Genomic DNA, 20868 nt, shown 5'->3' on the forward strand with positions numbered 1-20868 from the left:
GTCGCTGCGGGTGATCTGGGGTTCTTCTCGATCCTCATCTACGCGCGGAACTGGACGGCGTTCCGGGAGGAGCGCTTCTCCGGCGTGAGTGCGAGGCGCTACGCCCGGCGTAACGATCCACGCTTCGAGAGCACAGGCGAGCTCGGGTGATGTTCTTCGGACGCCGCGGCTCAGCGCCGCGGCATCCGTTCGCTCACAACCACTTCTTGTACTTGAACACCCCGAACAGACCGACCGCGAAGGCGAGCATCGCGGCGATCGCCATCGGGTAGCCGAAGGCCCAGTGCAGCTCGGGCATCACGTCGAAGTTCATCCCGTACACGGTGCCGACGAGCGTCGGGGCGAAGATGATCGCCGCCCAGGAGGAGATCTTCTTGATCTCGTCGTTCTGCGCCAACCCGGCCTCGGTCTGACGCCGGGCGACCAGTGCGGAGTGCACGGTCAGCGCGTTTTCCAGGATCGCCCGGAACGAGTCGATCTTCTCGTTGACACGGATCGTGTGGTCGAGCACATCGCGCAGGGAGCGCTGCAGCTCCTCGTCGATGCGGTACTTCGCAGAGCCCCGACGCAGCCACTCCAGCATGCCGTTCAGCGGATGCACCGCCCGCTGGAAGTTGATCACCTCGCGGGACAGCTCGTAGATGCGGCGGGAGAGCGCGCTGTCGTCGTCGCCGTCGCCGAAGAGCTGGTCCTCGATCTCGTCGATGTCGTTCAGCAGCCCTGCCACGATCGGCTCGTACCCGTCGACGACCTCGTCGAGGATCGCGTAGAGCACGGCCTCCGGTCCCATCGCGAGCAGCTCGGGGTTCGCCTCCATGCGGGCGCGCACGGCGGCGAGGTTCGGGGATTCGGCGTGCCGGATCGTCACCACGAAATCGGGGCCCACGAACAGGTGCAGCTCGCCGAACTCGATCGACTCCTCCTTGTCGCGGTACCGGGCGGGGCGGAGGACGGCGAACAGGGTGTCGCCGTAGCGCTCCACCTTCGACCGCTGGTGGCCGGACAGGGCGTCCTCGACGGCCAGCGGATGCAGATCGAACTCGCGAGCGACGGACGCCACTTCCTCCGGGCTGGGTCGGTACAGGCCGATCCACGCGATGCCTCCGGCGGCGTCCAGCATCCGGTAGGTCTCGTCCAGGTTCTTGGGGGTCTCCACGCGACGTCCGTGGACGTACACGCCGTTGTCGATGAGGGCCATGATCGGCTCCGTTCTCGCAGGCGCACGGCAGCGGAGAGCTCCGTGCGCGGTTCGTCAGGGGGCGGATGACGCCGCCGACGGCTGCGGGGAAGGACGTGCGAAAGCGGACCAGAGGGTCAACGCGCTAGCGCAGGGAGTCTCGACGCAGCGAAGGCGGCGTCGTAACTATCACCGGACATCGCCATCACCACCTTTCGGGACTCGTCGGGCCGAACGGCCCAAGGGGTCAGCATACTCCTCGATGCTGAGCGCCGGCCCCGCTGCGGCTGCCTCGACCCGCCGGCTATCAGGATCCGCCTTCGTTCGGGTCGAAGGCGGATCCTGATCTGCCGACTCGCGGCGCCCCGACCGCAGTCGGGTGATCGGGCGTGCGGCCCGGTTCAGTCAACACCGTATAGCGACCTTTGTCCAGGGTCGATAGACGATGGTCGGAGCTTCGGTGGATCAGACGAGCGTGACGACTTCGCCGCCGCGAGCCGCCGAAGCCTGGGCGGCCTTGGCGATCTCGACCGTACGGATGCCCACGCCGGCGTCGGGCTGCGGCGGGCGTCCCTGGCGCACGGCGTGCACGAACTCGTCGAGCAGGAGCGCGTCGAGGTCGGCGCCCACAGGGTTCCATGTCTCGCCGTGCGCATCGTGCCCGGCGACGCCCTTGGCGAAGGGACTGACGGTCACGGTGCCGCGCTCGGCGATCACCTGCAGGGTGAGTCCACCCCAGGTGGCCGAGCTCATCGGCCAGCTCCAGGAGCAGTCGATCGTGGCGATGACCCCACTCGGGTACTGGATCGTCACCAGGCCGCCGGTCTCGACCTCGAGGTCGCGCTCCGCATGCAGGATCCCGTTCGATACGGCACGGACGGACTGGGCACGCTCGCCGAGCAGCTCGTCGAGCAGGTCGGCGCAGTGCACGACATGGTCGACGAGTGCGCCGCCTCCCGCCAGCTCCGGATCCGTGAACCAGGCCCGGTCCTGCGGCAGCTTGCCGTTGTTGATCCCGGTGACGCCCAGCACCGTGCCGAGGCGTCCGCTGCGCAGCTCGGCGATCGCGTCGCGCACGCTCGGGGCGAATCGCACCGGATAGGCGACCATCAGGATCACACCGGCACGCTCGCACGCCTCGCGCATCGCGATCGCATCCTCGACCGTCGTGGCCAGGGGCTTCTCGCACAGCACGTGCACCCCGGCGGCGGCCGCGCGCTCGACGAGGGCGCGGTGTCGGGAGTTCTCCGCGGCGATCACGACCGCATCGGGTTTCCAGGCGAAGGCCTCGTCGTAGGTCTCGACGTAGGCGACGCCGAGCTCCGCGGCCAGCGTCGCTCCTCGGGGTGCGTCGTCGGGCGCCGTGGCACCGTCGGGGTCGGCGGCGATCAGCTCGACGCCGGGCATCGCGTTGAGCGCGTGGACGTAGCTCAGAGCGTGCGTGTGCGCGAACGAGAGGACGGCGATCCGCAGCGGGGTGGTGGCGGTCATCGAGTGGCCTCCTCGGCCGTGCGTGCAGATGATGTGGGAGTGGTGACGGTCAGAGCGACCGGGGCGCCGGAGGCGATCGAGGCGTACGCGCCCTCGGCGACGGCGACGGCCTCGATTCCGTCCGCCGGGCTGACCCTGGCGTCGCGCCCCTCGCGCAGGGCGGCCACGAAGTCGGCGATCTCGGCGAAGTACGGGCTCTCCTGCGGCGACATCGGCGGCAGGTAGTCGGTGTCGGCTTCGGGAAGCACGGCGTCGGTGCGCAGCGCGTTGTCCTCGGCGCTGTCGTAGCGCAGGCGACCCTCCGACCCCGCGACCTCGACGCTCGTGCGGAACGGCATACCCGGCGCGACCCAGCTGCCGTGGATGTGACTGATGACGCCGCTGCGGTGCGTGAGCACGACGTGTGCAGTGACCGGTGCGGGCACGCGGTCGTCGACGGTCGGCGGGTTCTGCACCGCGTAGACCGACTCGACGGGTCCGGCGAACCAGACCGCCTGGTCGATGTCGTGGATCATCAGGTCGCGGATGACACCGCCGCCCGCGCGCTCCGAGAAGAACCACGGGGTCTGCGGGGCGGAGCCTGCCCGACTGAACCGCTGCACGGCGAGCGTGCCGATCCGACCGGCGTCGATGCCTGCCTTGATCTGGGCGTACTCGCCCATGTACCGAACGACATGGGCGGGGAACAGGCGCACGCCCGCTTCGTCGGCGGCGCGGGCGACGGTCGCTGCGATCTCAGCCGTCTCCGCGAGCGGCTTCTCGCAGATCACATCGAGCCCGCGGGCGATGGCGCGCAGGGCGAAGTCGGCATGCGTGCTGCTCGGGGTCACGATGTCGACGATGTCGACCAGGCCGAGGAGGGTGTCGACATCGTCGACGAGCTCGAACCCGTACTCCTCGGCGATCTCCTCGGCACCCGCGAGCGAGGTGACGTAGCCTTCCGCCCCGAACGCCCGCCAGGCGTCGGCGTGCACGCGGGAGATCCCTCCCGCGCCGATGAGTCCGACCTTCAACGTGCTCACTGCTTCTCCTCGGTTGTCTCGTCGGTCGGGTCAGCGGCTTCCGAAGGTGCGACCCGCAGGGGGGTGATCGGCGGAGCCGGCATGTCCTCGATGCCGTAGATCTCGGCGGCGAGCCGCTGGAAGGCGTGCACCACCGCTCCGTGGGCGGCGGCTTCGGCGCCCAGTCGTGCTTCCGCGATCGGCACCTGGAACGGCAGGCCGAGGTGACCGGGCAGTGCCGCGCGCAGGGGGTCGAGCAGTTGCTCATGCGCGGCCGAGAGTCCGCCGCCGATCACGATCATGGCCGGGTCGACCGTCATGATCAGCGTCGCGATGCCATGGGCGAGCTCGCCGATGAATCCGTCGAGCTCCTGCTGTGCGGCCGCGTCACCGCCGCGCGCCTTCGCGAAGACCTCGGCAGCGGTCGGGGCGGTGCGCCACGTGATCTGGCCCGTCTCGGTGTTCAGTCCCCTGAAGGCGAGGCGGCCGATGTCGCCCGCGGCGTTGTGGATTCCGCGGCGCGGGCGTCCGCCGAGGATCAGCCCCATCGCGATGCGGTTGCCGACCGACAGGTAGATGACATCGTCGACGAGCTGCGCGACGCCGAGGTGATGCTCGGCGACGGCCGCGAGACGAACGCCGTTGTCCACCGCGACGGGGCAGCCGAACGCCTGGCGCAGCTGGGAGCCGATGTCGATGCCCGACCACTCGGGGATGACGACCGAGGTGGTGACGCGCCCTGTGTCGTCGACGATGCCGGGAAGCGAGACGCCGACCGCGCGGACCTTCGACCCCGGGATCGAGACCGCGGAGAGCGTGCCCCGCACATCCTCGATCACGGCAGCCAGCTTGGACGCGCCATCGGGCCGCTCGGCCACGCCGGGGAAGCTGCGCTGCGCGATCACGTGTCCGGCCAGGTCGGCCAGCACGACGCGCACGCTCGCGACCCCGATGTCGGCGCCGACGACGGTTCCGGCTGCGGCGTGGAACGAGTAGCGGCGGGCCGGCCGACCCGCGCCGCCGGCGTTCTGCGCGGGGGCGTCGACGATCAGACCGGAGTCGGTCAGGGCAGTCACGGCATTCTCGACGGAGGTGCGCGAGATCTCGAGGGAACGAGACAGATCGTTGACGGTGGCGGGGCCGGAATCACGCAGCTGCAGTGCGGATCGAGCAACGATCGAAAGCGGACCTGTCACGGCCATGTGCTGCCCCCTCTTCTCCGGCTTCGTTGCGATCAACGTCGGGTGCGATCAAATTAGCACACCGAATTCTCAGATCAAGCTTTGTTGTTCTCGAACCGGAAACACCGCTGAAACACGGGCCTGAGAACTTGTACTTGACGAATTATCCCATTGCAGTGTCATAATGAACCGTACTCAGCACGGTATAAGCAAAGGAGCACCATGCGCGTCAGCAAGATCACCGGCGTCGTCGCGGGATTCGCGGCCGCCACCCTGTTGGCCGGATGTTCGGCCGGCGGAGGCAACACCGCAGAGGGTGAGCAGGACATCACGGTTTGGCTCTACCCGGTCATCGCCGACGAGGCGGTGCACAAGGACTTCTGGGACTCGACCATCGCCGACTTCGAGAAGCAGAACGAGAACGTCAACGTGAAGTACGAGATCTTCCCGTGGGCCAACCGCGACGAGGCGCTGCAGACGGCGATCGCCGCAGGCAAGGGGCCCGACGTCGTCTACCTGATCCCCGACCAGCTCGCGGCGTACCAGAAGTCGATCGCTCCGCTCAACGATCTGCTGAGCCAGGAGCGTCAGGACGACCTGCTGCCGAACGTGAAGAAGTCGGTCACGCTCGACGGCGACATCCTCGGCGCGCCCATCCTCACCAGCGCCCAGCCCCTCATCTGCAACGCCGCCGCCTTCGAGGCCGCCGGTGTCACGGAGTACCCCGAGACCTGGGACGACATCACTGCGATGGCGCCGAAGTTCACGGAGAAGGGCATGTACGCCCTGAACTACCCGGCGTCGGCCGAGAACACCCTGAACCTCACGTACTACCCGCTGCTGTGGCAGGCCGGTGGCGAGGTCTACACCAAGGACGGCGACGTCGGCTTCGACAGCAAGGAGGGCGTGCAGGCGCTCACCTTCCTCACCGACCTGGCAGAGGCCGGTGCGCTCGACCCCGAGGCGCTCACCACGAACGTGCCGCTGGAGCAGACCGCGGTCGCTCAGGGCAAGGTCGCCTGCACCTGGAACAACGCGGTCAACGAGGTCGTGCCGTTCTGGGGCGAGGAGAACGTCAAGGTGCTGGCGCCGCTGACCGAGAAGGAGTCCGTGGCCTACGGCACGGTCGGCTCGCTCTCGGTGCTCAAGGGCTCCAAGGCGCAGGACGCGGCGGCCAAGTTCGTCGAGTACGCCACCGGTGCGGACGTCGTCGAGCCCTACCTCAAGGCAGCCGGCTACTTCTCGGCGCTCAGCACCACCGAGCCTCTGTACGCGGATGACCCGCTGCTCGGCGAGGTGGAGAAGTACGTCCCGGACACCACCGTGGGTGAGCTCAACGCCTCGTCCCGCGCGCTGATGGGTGTGCTCGCACCCGAGATCCAGGCCGCCCTCCTCGGCGACAAGTCTCCCGAGGACGCATTGAAGGATGCCGCGACGGCTGCGGCTCCTCTGATCAAGAAGTAGTCGATCGAGAAAGTAGTCGACCGGGGGCATGCGGAACCCGAACTCCGCATGCCCCCGCACCCTGTCCCTCTCCCCACGTGAGGTAGCACTGATGACCACGGCAACCACGGCGAAGAAGCCCGCAGGGCGGGTGACGAGGCTGATCGCACGACGCGAGGCACGGATCGCGTTCCTGTTCGTGCTCCCCGCCTTCCTCCTGTTCATCGCCTTCCGCTTCGGCCCCAGCATCGCCGGTGTGGCACTGAGCTTCTTCGACTACGACATCACCGGCGAGATCTCCTGGCGGGGTCTCGACCACTTCCAGCGAATGATCGCCGACCCGCTGTTCTGGCGGGCCATGGGTACGACGCTGATCTACACGGTGTTCGCCGTGCCGATCGCGCTCGTGCTCTCGACCGTCATGGCCCTCGGCGTGCGTCGGGCCTTCCGGGGGGCACGCTTCTTCCGCTCGATCTTTTTCCTTCCGGTCATCACCTCGCTCGTGCTGGCCGGGTCGATCTTCGTCTGGATCTTCTCCGCCAACGGACCGTGGTCCGCGCTGATGACTCCGCTGGGGCTCGGCGGCTCCTGGCTCGGCAGCACCGTGCTCGTGATCCCCGCGATCGTCGTCGTCGGCGTCTGGTCGCGATTCGGCTACGGGATGATGATCCTCATCGCCGCGCTGCAGGACGTGCCGCGCGAGCTCGAGGAAGCCGCCCTGATGGACGGCGCGAACGCCTGGCAGCGCTTCCGCTACGTGATCCTCCCGGTGCTGCGGCCGACCTTCTTCTTCCTCGCGGTGATCGAGACGACCGCCGCCTTCCAGGTGTTCGACGTCATCTACGTGATGACTCAGGGCGGGCCGGCGAACGCCAGCTACTCGCTCGTCTACATGCTCTACGACCAGGGCTTCCGCTACTTCGACTACGGCTACGCGGCCGCGATCGGCGTGGCCCTGTTCATCATGACCCTCGTCGTCGCGCTCATCCAGCGCCTGGTGATCGGAAAGCAGAAATGACCGCTCTGATGCAGCCGCCGACGCCGACCGAGACGTCCACGACCCCGAAGCCGGCCAAGACGTCGTCGAAGCAACGCCGGGCGTATCGTGCGCTCCAGCCGACGGGGTGGGGGATCGTCGGACGATGGATCTGGCTGAGCCTGGCGGGGATCCTCAGCTTCTTCCCGTTCTACGCCATGGTCGTGCTGAGCCTGAAGCCCGGCATGGTGGTCGAGCTCCCCGGTTCGCTGCTGCCCTTCCAGGACATCTCGTTCGACGCCTACGAGCAGGTGCTCGCGGGGCAGAACATCCTCGGATGGCTCGGCAACACCCTCATCTACTCCCTTGTCTCGGTCGTCGCGGTGCTTTTCCTGTCGGCGCTCGCCGGCTACGCCTTCGCCAAGAAGCGGTTCCGCGGCAAAGAGGTGATGTTCTGGTCGTTCCTCGCCATGGTGATGGTGCCGTTCCACGTGACCCTCATCCCGACGTTCATCCTGATGGCGAACCTCGGCGGCGTCGACACCTACTGGGGCCTCATCCTGCCCTCGCTCGCCAACGCGCAGGCCGTGTTCCTGATGCGGCAGTTCATCTCGGGGCTCCCGGACGAGCTGTTCGAGGCCGCCCGCATCGACGGCGCCGGCGAGTTCCGCATCTTCCTGCGGATCGTGCTGCCGCTGTGCAAGCCGATCCTCGCGACGCTCGGCATCTTCGTCTTCCTGTGGCACTGGAACGACTTCCTGTGGCCGCTCATCATCGCGAAGTCCAACGCGATGTTCACACTCACCGTCGGCATCTCGTCGCTGCAGCAGCAGAACGTTCCGCTGAGCACCATGCTCGCCGGTTCGGTCGTGGCGCTGCTGCCCATCTTCCTCGCGTACCTCATCGCTCAGCGGTACGTGCAGGAGGGCGTGGCCGGTACGGGCATCAAGGGCTGAGAAGAAGGGAAAGCACCACATGACTCAGCACACTTTCTCATCCGAGGCGGAGCTCGAGGAGGCGCTTGCGACACCGAGTGCCGGCCTGATCGCCGACCTCGCGCGCGGGGCGGGCGACCTCGTGATCCTGGGGGCGGGCGGCAAGATGGGCCCGACCCTGGCCATGCTCGCTCGCCGCGGGATGGATGCCGCCGGACGGAAGGGCGACGCGGTCTACGCGGTCTCCCGCTTCGGCGATGCCGCGATCCGCGAGCGCCTGGAGACCGCGGGAGTGAAGGTCGTCTCGTTCGACCTGATCGAGAACGACGACTTCTCCTCCCTGCCGGACGCCCCCAACGTGGTGTTCATGGTCGGTGCGAAGTTCGGTGCAGCGACCAACGCCTCCTGGGCATGGGAGGTCAACGCCGCCCTGCCCGACCGCGTCGCCCGCCGCTATCGTGACAGCGCGATCTCGGTGCTCTCCACCGGCAACGTCTACCCGTTCCTGCCGGCGTCGTCCGGCGGAGCATCCGAAGAGGTGCAGCCCGCACCGATCGGCGAGTACGCACAGTCGTGCCTCGGCCGTGAGCGCGTGTTCGAGTTCGGAGCGCAGGAGCGCGGCACCAAGGTCGCGATCATCCGCCTGAACTACGCGGTCGACCTGCGTTACGGGGTGCTCGCCGACATCGGCAGTGCCGTGCACGCCGGGCAGCCGGTCTCGGTGGCCACCGCGAACGTCAACGTGATCTGGCAGGGCTACGCGAACGAGGTCGTGCTGCGCAGCCTCGTGCACGCGTCGACCGCGCCGTTCACGATCAACCTCACCGGCCCGGAGCTGCTGAGCGTCGAGTCGATCGCCCGCCGTTTCGGCACGCTGTTCGACCGCGAGGTCGAGATCGTGGACGACCCCCAGTCGACCGCGCTGCTCAGCGACGCGCGCCGGTGCATGGCCCTGTTCGGCTACCCGGCCGTGTCCGCCGAGACGCTGATCGGGATGCAGGCCGACTGGATCGAGAAGGGCCTGCCGATGATCGCCAAGCCGACCAAGTGGGCCGTGCGGGACGGGAAGTTCTGATGGCCGGTTCTGCCGAACGCACCGCGACCGTGCCGTCGCTGCGCCCCGAGGCCGCGGCGACCCTCGCCCGCGGTGCGGTGATCCCCGCGCACCCGCTGGCGCTCACGGCTGATCGCGCCCTCGACGAGCAGCGTCAGCGGGCGCTCTCGCGCTACTACCTCGACGCGGGAGCCGGTGGTCTCGCGGTCGGCGTGCACACGACGCAGTTCGAGATCCGCGACCCGGAGCACGCGCTCTTCGAGCCCGTGCTCGAGCTGGCCGCGGAGGAGATGGACGCCCGAGACGATGCGACCCTCGTCCGCATCGCCGGGGTGGCCGGCGACACCGCCCAGGCGGTGGCCGAGGCGGAGCTGGCGCGATCGCTCGGCTACGACGCCGTGCTGGTGAGCCCGCGCGTCGCCGGGGCCGACGAACGCGCACTGCTCGAGCGCGCCCGCGCTGTCGGCGAGGTGCTGCCGCTGGTCGGCTTCTACCTGCAGACCGCGATCGGCGGCCCGGTGCTCGACCGCGACTTCTGGTGCGAGTTCGCCGCGATCCCCTCGGTGGTGGCGGTCAAGGCCGCCCCGTTCGATCGCTACCGCACGCTCGAGCTCGTGCGCGGGGTGGCTGCCTCCGGCCGTGCCGACGAGATCGCGCTCTACACCGGCAACGACGACGCCATCGTGGCGGATCTGCTCTCCGAGTTCCACGTGGACTCGCCCGACGGACCCCGCACCCTGCGGTTCGTCGGCGGGCTTCTGGGCCAGTGGGCGGTCGGCACGCGGGCGGCGGTCGCGCTGCTCGACCGTGCGCAGCGGGCCATGGCCGGCGACGCCGAGGCCTATCGCGAGCTCGGGCTCGTCGCCTCCGACATGGTCGACGTGAATCAGGCGGTGTTCGATCCGGGCAACGACTTCCACGGCGTGATCGCGGGCGTGCACGAGATGCTGCGTCAGCAGGGGCTGCTCGAGGGGATCTGGTGCCTCGACCCCGCCGAGGGGCTCTCGCCGGGGCAGGCCGAGGAGATCGCCCGCGTGCGTCGGGCATACCCGGCCCTGAACGACGACGCCTTCATCGCCGAGAACCTCGAGGACTGGCTGCGATGAACGCCGCGGCGAGCGCACCGGCCGTGGTGGCGGTCGTCTCGGAAGAACTCTTCGCGGAGTTCTTCTCGTCGGCGGATGCCGAGCGTCTGGGCGCGGTCGCCGCTCGTCTCGGTGGTTCTCTCGTGCGCGTCGATCGTCTCGCCGAGGCCGAACTCGACGATGCACGCATCGTGATCACGAGCTGGGGTGTCGGGCCCTTCGACGCCGCAGTGCTCTCGGCGCTGCCGAAGCTCGAACTGATCGCGCACACGGGGGCCACGATCAAGCCCTTCGCGACCGATGAGCTGTTCGACCGCGGTGTCGTGGTGACGCAGGCCGGCGCGGGGATGGCGCGACCGGTGGCCGAGGTGTCGCTCACCTTCACGCTCGCGCTGCTGCACCGCGTGCCCGAGATGCACAACGCCCTGCGCGCCGGCGACGGTTGGTACGACGCGGCGGTGGTCGGGGTGCAGCGCGAGATCCTCGGCACGCCCATCGCGGTCATCGGGGCTTCGCGTACCGGGCGGGCCTACCTCGAACTCATCCGCGCGCTCGGGGCCGAACCGCTGCTGGTCGACCCGACGCTCGCCGCTTCGGAGGCTGCTGCTCTCGGCGCAGAGCTCGTGCCGCTCGACGATGCCCTGCGCCGCGCGCAGATCGTCGCCGTGCACGCCCCGACGCTGCCGGAGACCCACCACATGATCGGTCGCCGCGAGCTGGCGTCGATGAGCGACGGCGCGGGGCTGGTCAACACCGCGCGCTCCTGGCTGGTCGACGAGACCGCGCTGCTCGACGAGCTCCGACGCGGGCGGCTCAGCGCGGCGATCGACGTGTTCGACGAGGAGCCGTTCGCCGCGGACAGCCCGTTCCGGACGCTGCCCGGGGTGCTGGTCACCCCGCATCGCGCGGCGGGCACGCACCAGGGGCGGCTGCGTCAGGGACGGATCGTCGTCGACGAGGTCGAGGCCTTCGCCGCGGGGCGTCCCCTCGCGCACACCATCACCCGCGACCAGCTGTCTTCGATGGCATGAGCGGCACGCCGCTGCGTGTGGCCTTCGCCGGACTCGCGCATTCGCACCCGTACACCGACGCCGCCAACGTGCGAGCGCTCGGGGCCGAGGTGGTCGGCGTGCACGATGCGGACACCGCTGCCGCAGGAGAGTTCGCGGCGCGGTTCGGTGGGGTGGTGGTGGCCTCGCTCGAGGAGCTGGCTGTGCTGCGACCGGACCTCGTCATCGCGACGCCGCGCCCGCATGAGGTCGCGCCTTTCCTGCGGTCGCTCGGCGGCGGGGTCGCTCCGGTGTTCGCGAACAAGGTGATCGCGGCGACGGCGTCTCAGCTCGCCGAGGTCGACCGCGCTCTCGCGGCATCGTCCGTCGCGGTGGGCACCAGCTCGGTGCTGCGCTTCGCCCCCGCGCTCTCCGGCCTTGCCGCGCAGATCGCGCCCTTCCTGCAGACGCTCGACGACGTGCTCGCGCTCCGTGTACACGCCCAGCACGACAACGCGGGCTTCCGGGTGCCCGCCCGCTCCTGGCAGGACGATCCGCAGCAGGGTGGGGGTACCGCGGTGACGGTCGGCGTGCATGCCTGGGAGATGGTCGACGTGCTGCTGCCGGGGGCGGCCCTGGTGTCGGGATCCGGGTGGACCCGTGTGCGGCGGGGATCGAGCACGGTGTCGGAGGATGCGGCAGGCATCGACGGCCTGCTGCGGGTTCCCGGTGCGCAGCGTGACGTGCCGGTGCAGGCGCTCGTCACCGGGACTCCCGGGCCGGACGCCTACACGCTGGAGGTCGTGACCGCCGAGGGGATCCGCGCGCTCGCGCTCGACGTCGACGACGCGAACACGGAGCTCGGGTTCCACGGCCTGATCCGGGCGCTGCTCGACGCGGCCGCACACGGTGCGACAGTCGCTCCCTGGACCAGCGCGCGGGCGGTCGTGGCGAACACGATCCACGCCGCCGACATCGCGAGAGGTCAGGCATGAGCGCCCAGAGGATCCGCGCCGCCTGCGCAGAGGACCAGTCCGCCCTGACGGCGCTGTGGGCGACCGTGTTCACACCGCCGCTGGCGCCCGACCAGTGGCTGATCGATGATGATCGGCTGGCGCACACCTTCGTGGCCGAGGACGATCGAGGGGTCTGCGGATCCATCTACGGTCTGCCCAAGCGGCTGCGGGAGGACGACGGCGGTGTGGCGCACGTGCACGCGATCGGCAGTGTCGCGGTCGCCGGGCGTGCCAGAGGGCAGGGGCTCGCGCGCCGTCTCGTGGCCGCGACGCTGGAGACCGCGGGCGATGCCGAGTGGGCGCTGCTCTTCACGGGTACCCCGGAGGTGTATCGCTCCAGCGGCTTCGAGACGTTCGCCATGGCACGGACCCTGACCGGTCCCTGGAGTGCCCCCATGTCCCGCAAGCACGAGGAAAGCGTCGAGGGGCGCGTCGAGCGCGAGACGGTCGGACTCGGGAGCTTCCGTTCGCTGCGTGACGTCTACGAGCGCTCGCGTGCCGGGCGGGTGGTCCTCGCGCCGGTGCGCAGCGACCGCGACGCGGCGATGGCGGAGGTGCGGATGCGGGGTGCGACGCTGTATCGCCGCGTCGAGCGTTCGACCGTGCTCGGCTACGTGATCGCCGAGCCCCGAGGGGGCGTCGGCGTGCTCCTGGAGAGTGCTGTGCTCCCGGATTCCGAGCGTGTGCGCGGCGACCTGCTCTCCGCTGTCGCCGCGGACTGGGCGCTCGCCGGGGTGTCGTCGTGTGACCTCGCCGTCCCTGCGCTGCCCGAAGAGGAGTCCACGCTTCATGCCTTCGCTCCGCAGGCCGTGCGGCAGGACGACCGCACCGGCATGATCCGTTCGCTGCGACGCACGGCCCGGCTGGACGGCATCCGTCACTTCACGGCGGGCGACTACTTCTGAGTGACCCGCTCGGAGACGGCACTGGGGACTGGGGATCGATCGGATGATGCGGCCCGGCAATCAGCCGGACGCCTGACCGCGGTGATGACGCCGCAAGGAGGATGAGCATGGCCCAGAGGATGAGCAAGGCCCCGCAGGAAATCGACTCGCAGGAGAGGAACGAGACCGCTGCTCTGCGCAGCAGACGCATGCTGCTCGCCGGGTTCGGTGCTGCGGCGATCGGCGGTGTGGCCGCGGTCAGCACCCAGACACCGGCGCAGGCGGCCGGGCCCGTGGCGCCGCTGGATTCTTCGGGGGCGAAGAGCGTGGCCAACGGCGGTACGGCCGTGGCGCTCGCGAACCGGAAGGGCAAGGACGGCGACCTCGCCCGCACGGCCGGGTACGCGACGCCGGGTGATGGCGGCGCCGGGCTGTACCGCTTCGTGAAGAAGGACGCTCCTGCCGCGAACGGAGGCACCGTGCTCGCCGGCCCCAAGGGCGGAGCGTGGGTGCTCGTGCACGGGGGTGTCGTCGACTTCCGGATGTTCGGGATCATGGATGCGAGCGTGAACGCCGACGATGCTCTCGACGCCATGGTGAACGATGCGAGCATCCACCGCGTCGAGGCGCACACCGACCTCAACTTCGTGCGCCGCCACACCTTCTCGAGGTCGAACATCGCCTTCGACTTCGGCGGCCACCTCATGACGACCGTGGGCATCGAGAACGCCGGGAAGGACGACCCGTTCGCCGCGGTCATGTTCTTCCGCGGCGAGGTGACCGATGCCGTGCAGGAGGCCAAGCTCGGCGAGGTCGTGCCCGACCTCGGTGACATCTTCCCGGTCTCCGACTCCTCGTTCTTCACAGTGGGGGACTGGTACGCGGCAGAAGTGAACGCACTGTCGGGCCGCTGGGAGCGCGAGCTGCAGCGGATGGTGCAGGTCACCCAGATCGTCGACGGCACGCACATCCGCATCAACTACAAGAACGGCTGGCCGCTCGGTAAGGATCGCACGATGACCTGGCGACGGGTCGTGCCGGTGCAGGACGTGACGGTGTCGAACCTGAAGTTCCTCGGCACCGGCACCGACGAGTACACCGGCTCGCACCCGCTGGCGTTCGAGTACGCGGTGCGCTGCGACGTCGACCACATCGACGGCACGGGCACGTTCTGGCCGCTCATCCAGCGGCGCTGGAACACGTACTACTCGACCGTGAGCTGCACGCTGAAGAACCCGACCTCGGTCACCTGGGGCGGAGCGGGCTACCTGACGCAGCAGATCTACTGCCTCTACGGATACGTCGCCAACTGCCACACCGCGAACGCCCGGCACCTGAACGACTTCACCGCGAGCGCCTACTGCCTGGTCGAGAACTGCCACGGCGACGGTGATGACCAGGGCCCGTTCGTCACGCACGGCCAGTACGAGCACGACCTCACCTACACCGGCAACTCGGGCCTCATGACCTTCGCGAACTCCGGTGCAGCCTGGGGTTCTGCGGCCAAGCGCATCACCGTGCGCAAGCACGTGTGCTCGTGGTTCGTGGCGCGCGTGCGCATCACCGACCTCACCCTGGAAGACGTCCAGGTGATCGGCAAGCCGTCGCTCGCGGGCTCGGGGATGCTGTGGATCAACGCCGACGGCGCGCAGCTGCGCGGGTGCACGGCATCCGACACCCTCGTGATCACGCAGGCGTCCGACAACTCCGCGCGGCCGACCGTGATCGCTGACTCGCACTTCACGTTCGTCGCTCCGGGGGAGCTCACCAACGCCACGGTGAAGACGCCGGTCACGTTCGTCGACACCGTGCTCGATCGGGTCGGCGGCATGAAGATCGCGGGTGCAGGTGCGGTCACGTTCCGCGGCTCGACACTCACGGCGGCCGACGATGCCGCGCCGATCGCGTCGTCGTCGGAGCGCCTGCGGTTCGAGGGATCGACGCTCCGCAACGCGCGTATCGCCGCGGCCCGAGGAGAGCGGCAGGCGGTGGAAATCGCGGGATCGGACGTTGCGATCAAGAGCGGCACCGGCATCTCGCGGACCGGTGACGGCGAGTTGCACCTGACGCTGTCCGACAGCACCTTCCGCGCGGAGGGGGCCGCGACGCACGTCTCGGTCACGAAGGGCGCGACCCACTACCGAGCAGTCGGCAGCCGCTTCGAGGGCGGAGCGCTGGAGCTGGCGGACACCGCATTCGGATCGTCTTCCACCCTGCTGCACACCGGCAACGTCGAGTCGGGTGTGACCCGCACGGCCTTCCCTGCCGAGGGCCCTCGCGTCGTCGACACCGCCAACCTCGCGGTCTGACCTCCTGTTGGTGCGTGAGTGCACGGGATCCTGACGAGTGCACGGCTTCTCGACGTGAAGAAGCCGTGCACTCGGCGAGAACGCGTGCGCTCGGCAGGGATGCGGGCGGTGCTAGGGGGTGGGGAGACCGACCAGCTCGGCGCTGCGCTGCCAGAGGGCCTCGGCGAGGGCGGCGTCGTCCACCTGCGGGTTCACCTTCGTGGTGAGCACGCGCTCGTCGTAGTAGGCGCCCGAGAACCAGGTCTGGTCGGGGGTTCCCTCGATGAACCAGCGCAGGGTCGCGCCGCCTTTGTCTGCGCCGATGAGCACGAGATGCTTGAGCGGCGTGCGGTAGAGCAGCCGCATCACGCTCGACGAGTCCGCCGCGAAGTTGGTCTGCACGGTGCCGGGGTGGAAGGCGACGGCGCTCAGTCCCCCGGCGTGGAACTTCGTGTGCAGGCTCTTGGCGAACAGCACGTTCGCGAGCTTCGCATCCCCGTAAGCCTTGTTCGGACTGAACCGGCGGGTGTTGTCGAGGTCGTCGACATCGAGGTGCCCGAACAGTCGATGGGCGATGCTCGACGTGTTGATGACCGCACCTCCGGCCCGCAGCAGCCGCGGAAGCAGCAGGTTCGTGAGCAGGAACGGTGCCAGGTGGTTGACCTGCATGGTCTTCTCGAAGCCGTCGACGGTCGGAGTGCGATCGCCGAAGATGCCGCCGGCGTTGTTGGCCAGCACGTCGATGCCGGTGTCCCCCACGGCGGCGGCGATCTTCCCGGCCAGCGTTCGCACCTCGTCGAGTCGGGCGAAGTCGGCGGTGAACCACTCGGCTCCGGTCTCCTCGGCGACGACACGGGTCTTCTCGGCGGAGCGGCCGACCAGGATGAGGCGGTGGGCAGGTCCTGCGAGCTGGCGTGCGGCGGCGGCGCCGATGCCGTCGGAGGCTCCGGTGAGGACGATGGTCTTCGGTGTCATGGTGCGGCTCACTCGGCCGAGACGGACGGCGTGATGCGCTGCACTGCCCTGGTGACATGCTCGGCGATCACGGTGCGTGCCCGTTCGGGGTCGCCGCTCGCGATCGCATCGACGATCTGCTGGTGGCTGCGCACATGCTCCTCCTGCTCGGCGGGATCGAGCGCGGAGTTGGCCGCCTGGATGAAGCCCGTGATGCGACCGCGCAGCTGGCCGCTCACCTCGTCGAGGAATCGGTGCTCGGCGAGGTCGGCGAGCGTCTCGTGAAAGAGGCGATCCTGGCGCAGCACCTCGGCGATGTCGCCAGGGGCGGCGTCGGCCATGGACTGGATGATGGCCCCGAGCCGCGCAGCGGATTCCTGGTTCCACCGTTCCTGCACGCGGATGGCCATGAACTGCTCGAGCACGATCCGCAGGCTGGAGATCTCCTCGAGGTCCTGTGCGCTGAGCTGAGCGACGCGTGCACCGCGGCGGGGTTCCCGTGTGATGAGGCGCTCTTCCGCCAGCCGGGTCAGAGCCTCGCGCACGGGGATGTGGCTGACGCCGAGTCGATCGGCGAGCTTGCGTTCGACCAGCCGCTCGCCGGGGGCGAGTTCTCCCGAATGGATGGCCGTGCGCAGTTCGTCTGCCACCTGTTCGGCGATGTTCTGATCCGAGACGCTGCGCATTCGGTTGCCCTTCTCGATGCGCGGTGCCGTCTGGTCGAGCGGGCGCGCAATCGTTCGATCGATGCTATGGCATTTCGTCGATGGGTGGACACGGCGCCGGATTTGCTAGATGCTATAGCAAGTCTATCCACCGATGACGAAGGAGTTGTCATGTCCGGGACCGGAACCGCCCCCGATACGCGCACACCCGAGGAGGTCGGAGCCTCCGCCATGAAGAAGGCCATCTGGCGCCTCGGCCCGTTCCTCGGGCTGCTGTACCTCGTGGCCTACATGGACCGCAACAACGCGGGGTTCGCCAAGCTCGAGATGACGGCCGCGCTGCAGATCACCGAGGCCGCCTTCGGGTTCGCCGCCGGCATCTTCTTCATCGGCTATCTGCTCTTCGAGGTGCCGAGCAACCTCCTGCTCGAGCGGTTCGGCGCCCGCAAGTGGATCGCCCGCATCATGGTCTCCTGGGGGCTCGTCGCCGCCCTCACCGCGTTCGTGCAGGATGCGACGCAGTTCGCGATCGCGCGGTTCATCCTGGGCATCGCCGAGGCCGGGTTCTTCCCCGGGGTGCTCCTCTACCTCACGCTCTGGTTCCCCCGGCAATACCGCACCCAGGTGCTGGTCGTGTTCGTGCTGTCGAACCCGATCGCGAACGCCGTCGCCGCACCGCTGTCGGGTTGGATGCTCGAACTCCACGGGATGTGGGGGCTCGACGGCTGGCAGCTGGTCTTCCTGCTGCAGGGCATCCCCGCCGTGCTCCTCGCCTTCGTGGTCTTCTTCTGGCTGCCCGATCGCCCGCAGGACGCGCGCTGGCTCGATAAGACGGAGCAGCGCTGGATCACCGACACCCTGGCTGTCGAGACCGCGGCGACCGAGCAGAAGCACGGGCGCCTGCGCCTGCGCGAGGTGTTCAGCAACGGGCGTCTGTGGACCCTGATCGTGCTGTTCTTCGGCGTCGTGTTCGGCGCGTACGGGCTGGGCATGTGGCTGCCGACGATCGTCAAGAGCATGGGCGACTTCTCCAACACCACGACGGGCTGGCTCGTCGCGCTGCCGAACTTGTGCGCGGCGCTGGTCATGCTGCCGTGGGAGCGTGCCGCCAGGAAGCAGGGCAACATCCCGCTGCAGATCGGCATCACGCTGTCGATCACCGCTCTCTCGCTCATGGCCGCGGTCGCGGCGCAGGGCACACCGGTGCTCGCGCTCGCCGCCCTGTGCGTCGGCATGTCGGCGCTGTTCTCGACGACACCGCTGTTCTGGAGCCTGCCGCCCATGGTGCTCACTGGAACGGCGGCCGCGGCCGGACTCGCGTTCATCAACTCCGTCGGCAACCTCGCCGGTTTCGCGGGGCCGTATGCGATCGGGTGGATCAGTGAGACCACGGGCTCCGCGATCTGGGGGCTGCTGCTGATCTCCGCACTCACGTTGCTCGGGGCGACCATCGCGTTCGTGCTGAGCCGGCGAGCGGACTTCACGGTTCCCGCCGAGGTGCTGCTGGCCGAGAAGAAGCTCTCATGACCGCGCGGACTCCCCTGGTGCCGGAGGAGACCGTGCGCTCCTCGAGTCGCCGTGCCCTCATGGCAGGACTCGGTGCGGTCGCACTCGGTGCGGCCGGCTCCCTCGCCGTGACGGCGCCCGCACAGGCGGCTCCCGTCGTGGCAGGTGCGAAAGATCTCACGCGAGCGGAGTCCGTCGCCGAGCTGTCCCGCCTCCGAGCTCGCGACGGTGAGGTCGCGATCGTCGCGGGGTACCGCACGCCGGGCGACGCCGGGCTGCTCGTCTACGTCGGCGCCGAGAACGCGAAGATCGAAGCGAACGGCGGTACGGTCATCGCCGGCAAGCGGGGAAGCCGCTGGCTGCTGCAGCACGACGGCACCGTCGACTTCCGGGTCTTCGGCATCGCGGGACCGGAGACCGCGGCCGACGATGCGCTCGCGGCGATGGTGAACGATCCCCGCATCCGCCGGATCGAGGCGAGCACCGACCTGCTGTTCCAGCGGCGGCACCGGTTCAGCCGGTCGTACCTCGAGATCGACTTCGGCGGACACGTCATCACGACCGACGGCATCGAGCCGAACAGTCACGACAACCCGTTCGGCGCTGTGATGTTCTTCACCGGCGTGTCGAAGGACGTCGTGGTCGAGCATGCGCTGGCCGACGCCTGGCCCGAGCTGACCGACGCGGTCACCGTGCCCGATGCGTCCCGGTTCCCCGTCGACTCCTGGTGGGCGGTGCAGTGCGATCCCGTCGCCGGCGGAGGGGCGGACGAGCGCGAACTCCAGCGCTTCGTGCAGGTGACACAGCAGATCGACGGCACCCATATCCGCATCGACTACCTCAACGGCTGGCCGCTCGACAAGGGTCGGAAGCTCATCTGGCGGCAGATGGAACCGGTCGCTGGCGTGCGCATCGCGAACATGCGGTTCCTCGGCGCCGGACCCTTCGACGGCCCCACCGACGGCTCCTTCCCCGATTCGCGCGAGCTCACCGGATCGCACCCGATCGCCTTCGAGTACGCGATCCACTGCGACGTCGCCGACGTGCACGCGAGCCGCACCTGGTGGCCCGTCATCATGCGGCGGTGGAACACGCACTTCACGACGGAACGGTGCTCGGTGGAGAACCCGCCGACCGTGTTCTACGGTGGCGCCGGCTACCTCACGCAGCAGATCTACAGCCTCTACGGACGGGTCAGCGACTGCACGTCGTCGAACGCCCGGCACCTGAACGACCTCACCGCCAGCGCCTACTGCATCGTCGAGAACTGCCACGGCGACGGTGACGACCAGGGCGGCAACCCATTCACCACGCACGGCCAGTACGAGCACGACCTCACCTTCATCGGCAACTCCGGGCTCATGGACATCGCCAACTCCGGTGCGCAGTGGGGCACCGCCGCCAAGCGCATCACGGTGCGCGACCACGTCTGCTCCTGGTTCGTCGCCGGCACCAAGATCAGCGATCTGACGCTGGAGAACGTGCGCGTGATCGGCCGCTCCACCTTCGATCCGCAGGCGTCCATGACCATCAACGCCGACGGTGCCCAGGTGCGAGGGTGCACCGCGGGACTTCTGGCGATCGGACAGCGGTCGCAGCGCTCGTCGCGACCGACCGTGATCGCGGACTCCACCTTCGCGCTGCCGAAGGACCAGGTGCTCGTGCAGACCCCGGTCACTGCTCCCGTGCGCTTCGTGGACTGCACGATCACCGGGATCGACGGGGTCAAGGCTCGCGGGTCGGGTCCGGTCGAGTTCGTGGACTGCCGCCTCAGCGGCCCGGCGGCGGGCGCGCCCTTCGAGCTCGGCGCCGCCAAGGTCACCATCCGCGGCGGATTCGTGCGCGACGTGCGCCTGAGCGCGACCGCCGTGCGCGACCAGCTCATCGCCCTGGACGGGGTCGAGCTCTCCACGGAGCGCACGGACGGGGCTCTGCTGGGCAGGGCCGCCGGTGCCGGCGTCGTCACCTGGCGGGTGAGCGGGGTCACCTCGACGGTGCCGAAGGGCGCGGCGCACCTCGACATCGGCACCGGCGTCAACCACGCCCGCGTCACCGGCAGCCAGTTCGTCGGCGGACGACTACGGCTGGCGGACGGATTCGCCGAGCCGTCGACGCTGCTCTACAGCGACGCCGTCGAGCGCGGCGTCGAGACGGCACTACCGGAGGCCGGACCGCGCGTCGTCATCGCAGACGTGCTGACGAGCGCGTGACGGACGGCATCAT

At 69.1% G+C, this 20868-nt stretch carries 17 protein-coding genes; 11 read left to right on the forward strand and 6 right to left on the reverse strand.

From position 1 onward, the window contains the following. Window positions 1-193: 193 nt before the first annotated feature. The 4 genes from FFS56_RS14380 to FFS56_RS14395 all read right to left on the reverse strand — a co-directional run bounded on the left by FFS56_RS14380 (window position 194) and on the right by FFS56_RS14395 (window position 4871). Window positions 194-1198: a magnesium and cobalt transport protein CorA gene (locus FFS56_RS14380; protein WP_127011529.1), complete on the reverse strand. Its 1005-nt coding sequence runs from the start codon at window positions 1196-1198 to the stop codon at window positions 194-196. Window positions 1199-1642: 444 nt separating this feature from the next. Next, the gene (locus FFS56_RS14385; RefSeq protein WP_127011530.1) at window positions 1643-2668 is read right to left on the reverse strand and encodes a Gfo/Idh/MocA family oxidoreductase; all 1026 of its coding nucleotides are present in this window, start codon (window positions 2666-2668) and stop codon (window positions 1643-1645) included. Then, window positions 2665-3690, reverse strand: coding sequence for a Gfo/Idh/MocA family oxidoreductase (locus tag FFS56_RS14390; RefSeq protein WP_127011531.1), 1026 nt, complete (start codon window positions 3688-3690; stop codon window positions 2665-2667). Before FFS56_RS14390 ends, FFS56_RS14385 begins: the two co-directional genes overlap by 4 nt. Continuing rightward, window positions 3687-4871 (reverse strand): ROK family transcriptional regulator, encoded by a 1185-nt coding sequence (locus FFS56_RS14395; RefSeq protein ID WP_127011532.1) that lies wholly within the window; start codon window positions 4869-4871, stop codon window positions 3687-3689. Before FFS56_RS14395 ends, FFS56_RS14390 begins: the two co-directional genes overlap by 4 nt. 201 nt (window positions 4872-5072) lie before the next feature. Here FFS56_RS14395 and FFS56_RS14400 point away from each other — a divergent pair, with 201 nt between their 5' ends. The 9 genes from FFS56_RS14400 to FFS56_RS14440 all read left to right on the forward strand — a co-directional run bounded on the left by FFS56_RS14400 (window position 5073) and on the right by FFS56_RS14440 (window position 15541). Next, on the forward strand, window positions 5073-6314 hold the full coding sequence (locus FFS56_RS14400; RefSeq protein WP_046748128.1) for a sugar ABC transporter substrate-binding protein: 1242 nt from the start codon (window positions 5073-5075) through the stop codon (window positions 6312-6314). Between the two features lie 91 nt (window positions 6315-6405). After that, window positions 6406-7311: a sugar ABC transporter permease gene (locus tag FFS56_RS14405; RefSeq protein WP_046748129.1), complete on the forward strand. Its 906-nt coding sequence runs from the start codon at window positions 6406-6408 to the stop codon at window positions 7309-7311. After that, entirely contained in the window at window positions 7308-8225 is a 918-nt protein-coding gene (locus FFS56_RS14410) for a carbohydrate ABC transporter permease (protein WP_058631077.1), read from the forward strand. The genes FFS56_RS14405 and FFS56_RS14410 overlap by 4 nt, the downstream gene beginning before the upstream one ends. A gap of 19 nt (window positions 8226-8244) precedes the next feature. Beyond that, window positions 8245-9279 (forward strand): epimerase, encoded by a 1035-nt coding sequence (locus tag FFS56_RS14415; protein ID WP_127011534.1) that lies wholly within the window; start codon window positions 8245-8247, stop codon window positions 9277-9279. Next, complete coding sequence (locus tag FFS56_RS14420) at window positions 9279-10364, forward strand: dihydrodipicolinate synthase family protein (protein WP_046748132.1); 1086 nt, start codon at window positions 9279-9281, stop codon at window positions 10362-10364. The genes FFS56_RS14415 and FFS56_RS14420 overlap by 1 nt, the downstream gene beginning before the upstream one ends. Then, window positions 10361-11374: a hydroxyacid dehydrogenase gene (locus tag FFS56_RS14425; protein ID WP_127011535.1), complete on the forward strand. Its 1014-nt coding sequence runs from the start codon at window positions 10361-10363 to the stop codon at window positions 11372-11374. Before FFS56_RS14420 ends, FFS56_RS14425 begins: the two co-directional genes overlap by 4 nt. Beyond that, window positions 11371-12327: a hypothetical protein gene (locus FFS56_RS14430; protein WP_127011536.1), complete on the forward strand. Its 957-nt coding sequence runs from the start codon at window positions 11371-11373 to the stop codon at window positions 12325-12327. The genes FFS56_RS14425 and FFS56_RS14430 overlap by 4 nt, the downstream gene beginning before the upstream one ends. Then, window positions 12324-13253 (forward strand): GNAT family N-acetyltransferase, encoded by a 930-nt coding sequence (locus FFS56_RS14435; protein ID WP_127011537.1) that lies wholly within the window; start codon window positions 12324-12326, stop codon window positions 13251-13253. The genes FFS56_RS14430 and FFS56_RS14435 overlap by 4 nt, the downstream gene beginning before the upstream one ends. Before the next feature lie 107 nt (window positions 13254-13360). Continuing rightward, window positions 13361-15541, forward strand: a complete 2181-nt coding sequence (locus FFS56_RS14440; RefSeq protein WP_233437360.1) for a peptidase C14 — start codon at window positions 13361-13363, stop codon at window positions 15539-15541. Window positions 15542-15652: 111 nt separating this feature from the next. Here the strand turns inward: FFS56_RS14440 and FFS56_RS14445 are convergent, their stop codons facing one another. Both FFS56_RS14445 and FFS56_RS14450 read right to left on the reverse strand, forming a co-directional pair. After that, entirely contained in the window at window positions 15653-16495 is an 843-nt protein-coding gene (locus FFS56_RS14445) for an SDR family NAD(P)-dependent oxidoreductase (protein ID WP_046748136.1), read from the reverse strand. A gap of 8 nt (window positions 16496-16503) precedes the next feature. After that, window positions 16504-17160, reverse strand: a complete 657-nt coding sequence (locus FFS56_RS14450; RefSeq protein ID WP_046748137.1) for a GntR family transcriptional regulator — start codon at window positions 17158-17160, stop codon at window positions 16504-16506. A 150-nt stretch (window positions 17161-17310) separates the two neighbouring features. Between FFS56_RS14450 and FFS56_RS14455 the strand changes: the two genes are divergently transcribed. Together FFS56_RS14455 and FFS56_RS14460 are read left to right on the forward strand one after the other, a co-directional pair. Next, the gene (locus FFS56_RS14455; RefSeq protein ID WP_127011539.1) at window positions 17311-18666 is read left to right on the forward strand and encodes an MFS transporter; all 1356 of its coding nucleotides are present in this window, start codon (window positions 17311-17313) and stop codon (window positions 18664-18666) included. After that, window positions 18663-20855 (forward strand): peptidase C14, encoded by a 2193-nt coding sequence (locus FFS56_RS14460; RefSeq protein WP_233437361.1) that lies wholly within the window; start codon window positions 18663-18665, stop codon window positions 20853-20855. The genes FFS56_RS14455 and FFS56_RS14460 overlap by 4 nt, the downstream gene beginning before the upstream one ends. The last annotated feature ends 13 nt before the right edge of the window (window positions 20856-20868 follow it).

The organism is Microbacterium sp. Beta, from assembly GCF_005502545.1.
GTDB lineage: Bacteria > Actinomycetota > Actinomycetes > Actinomycetales > Microbacteriaceae > Microbacterium > Microbacterium oxydans.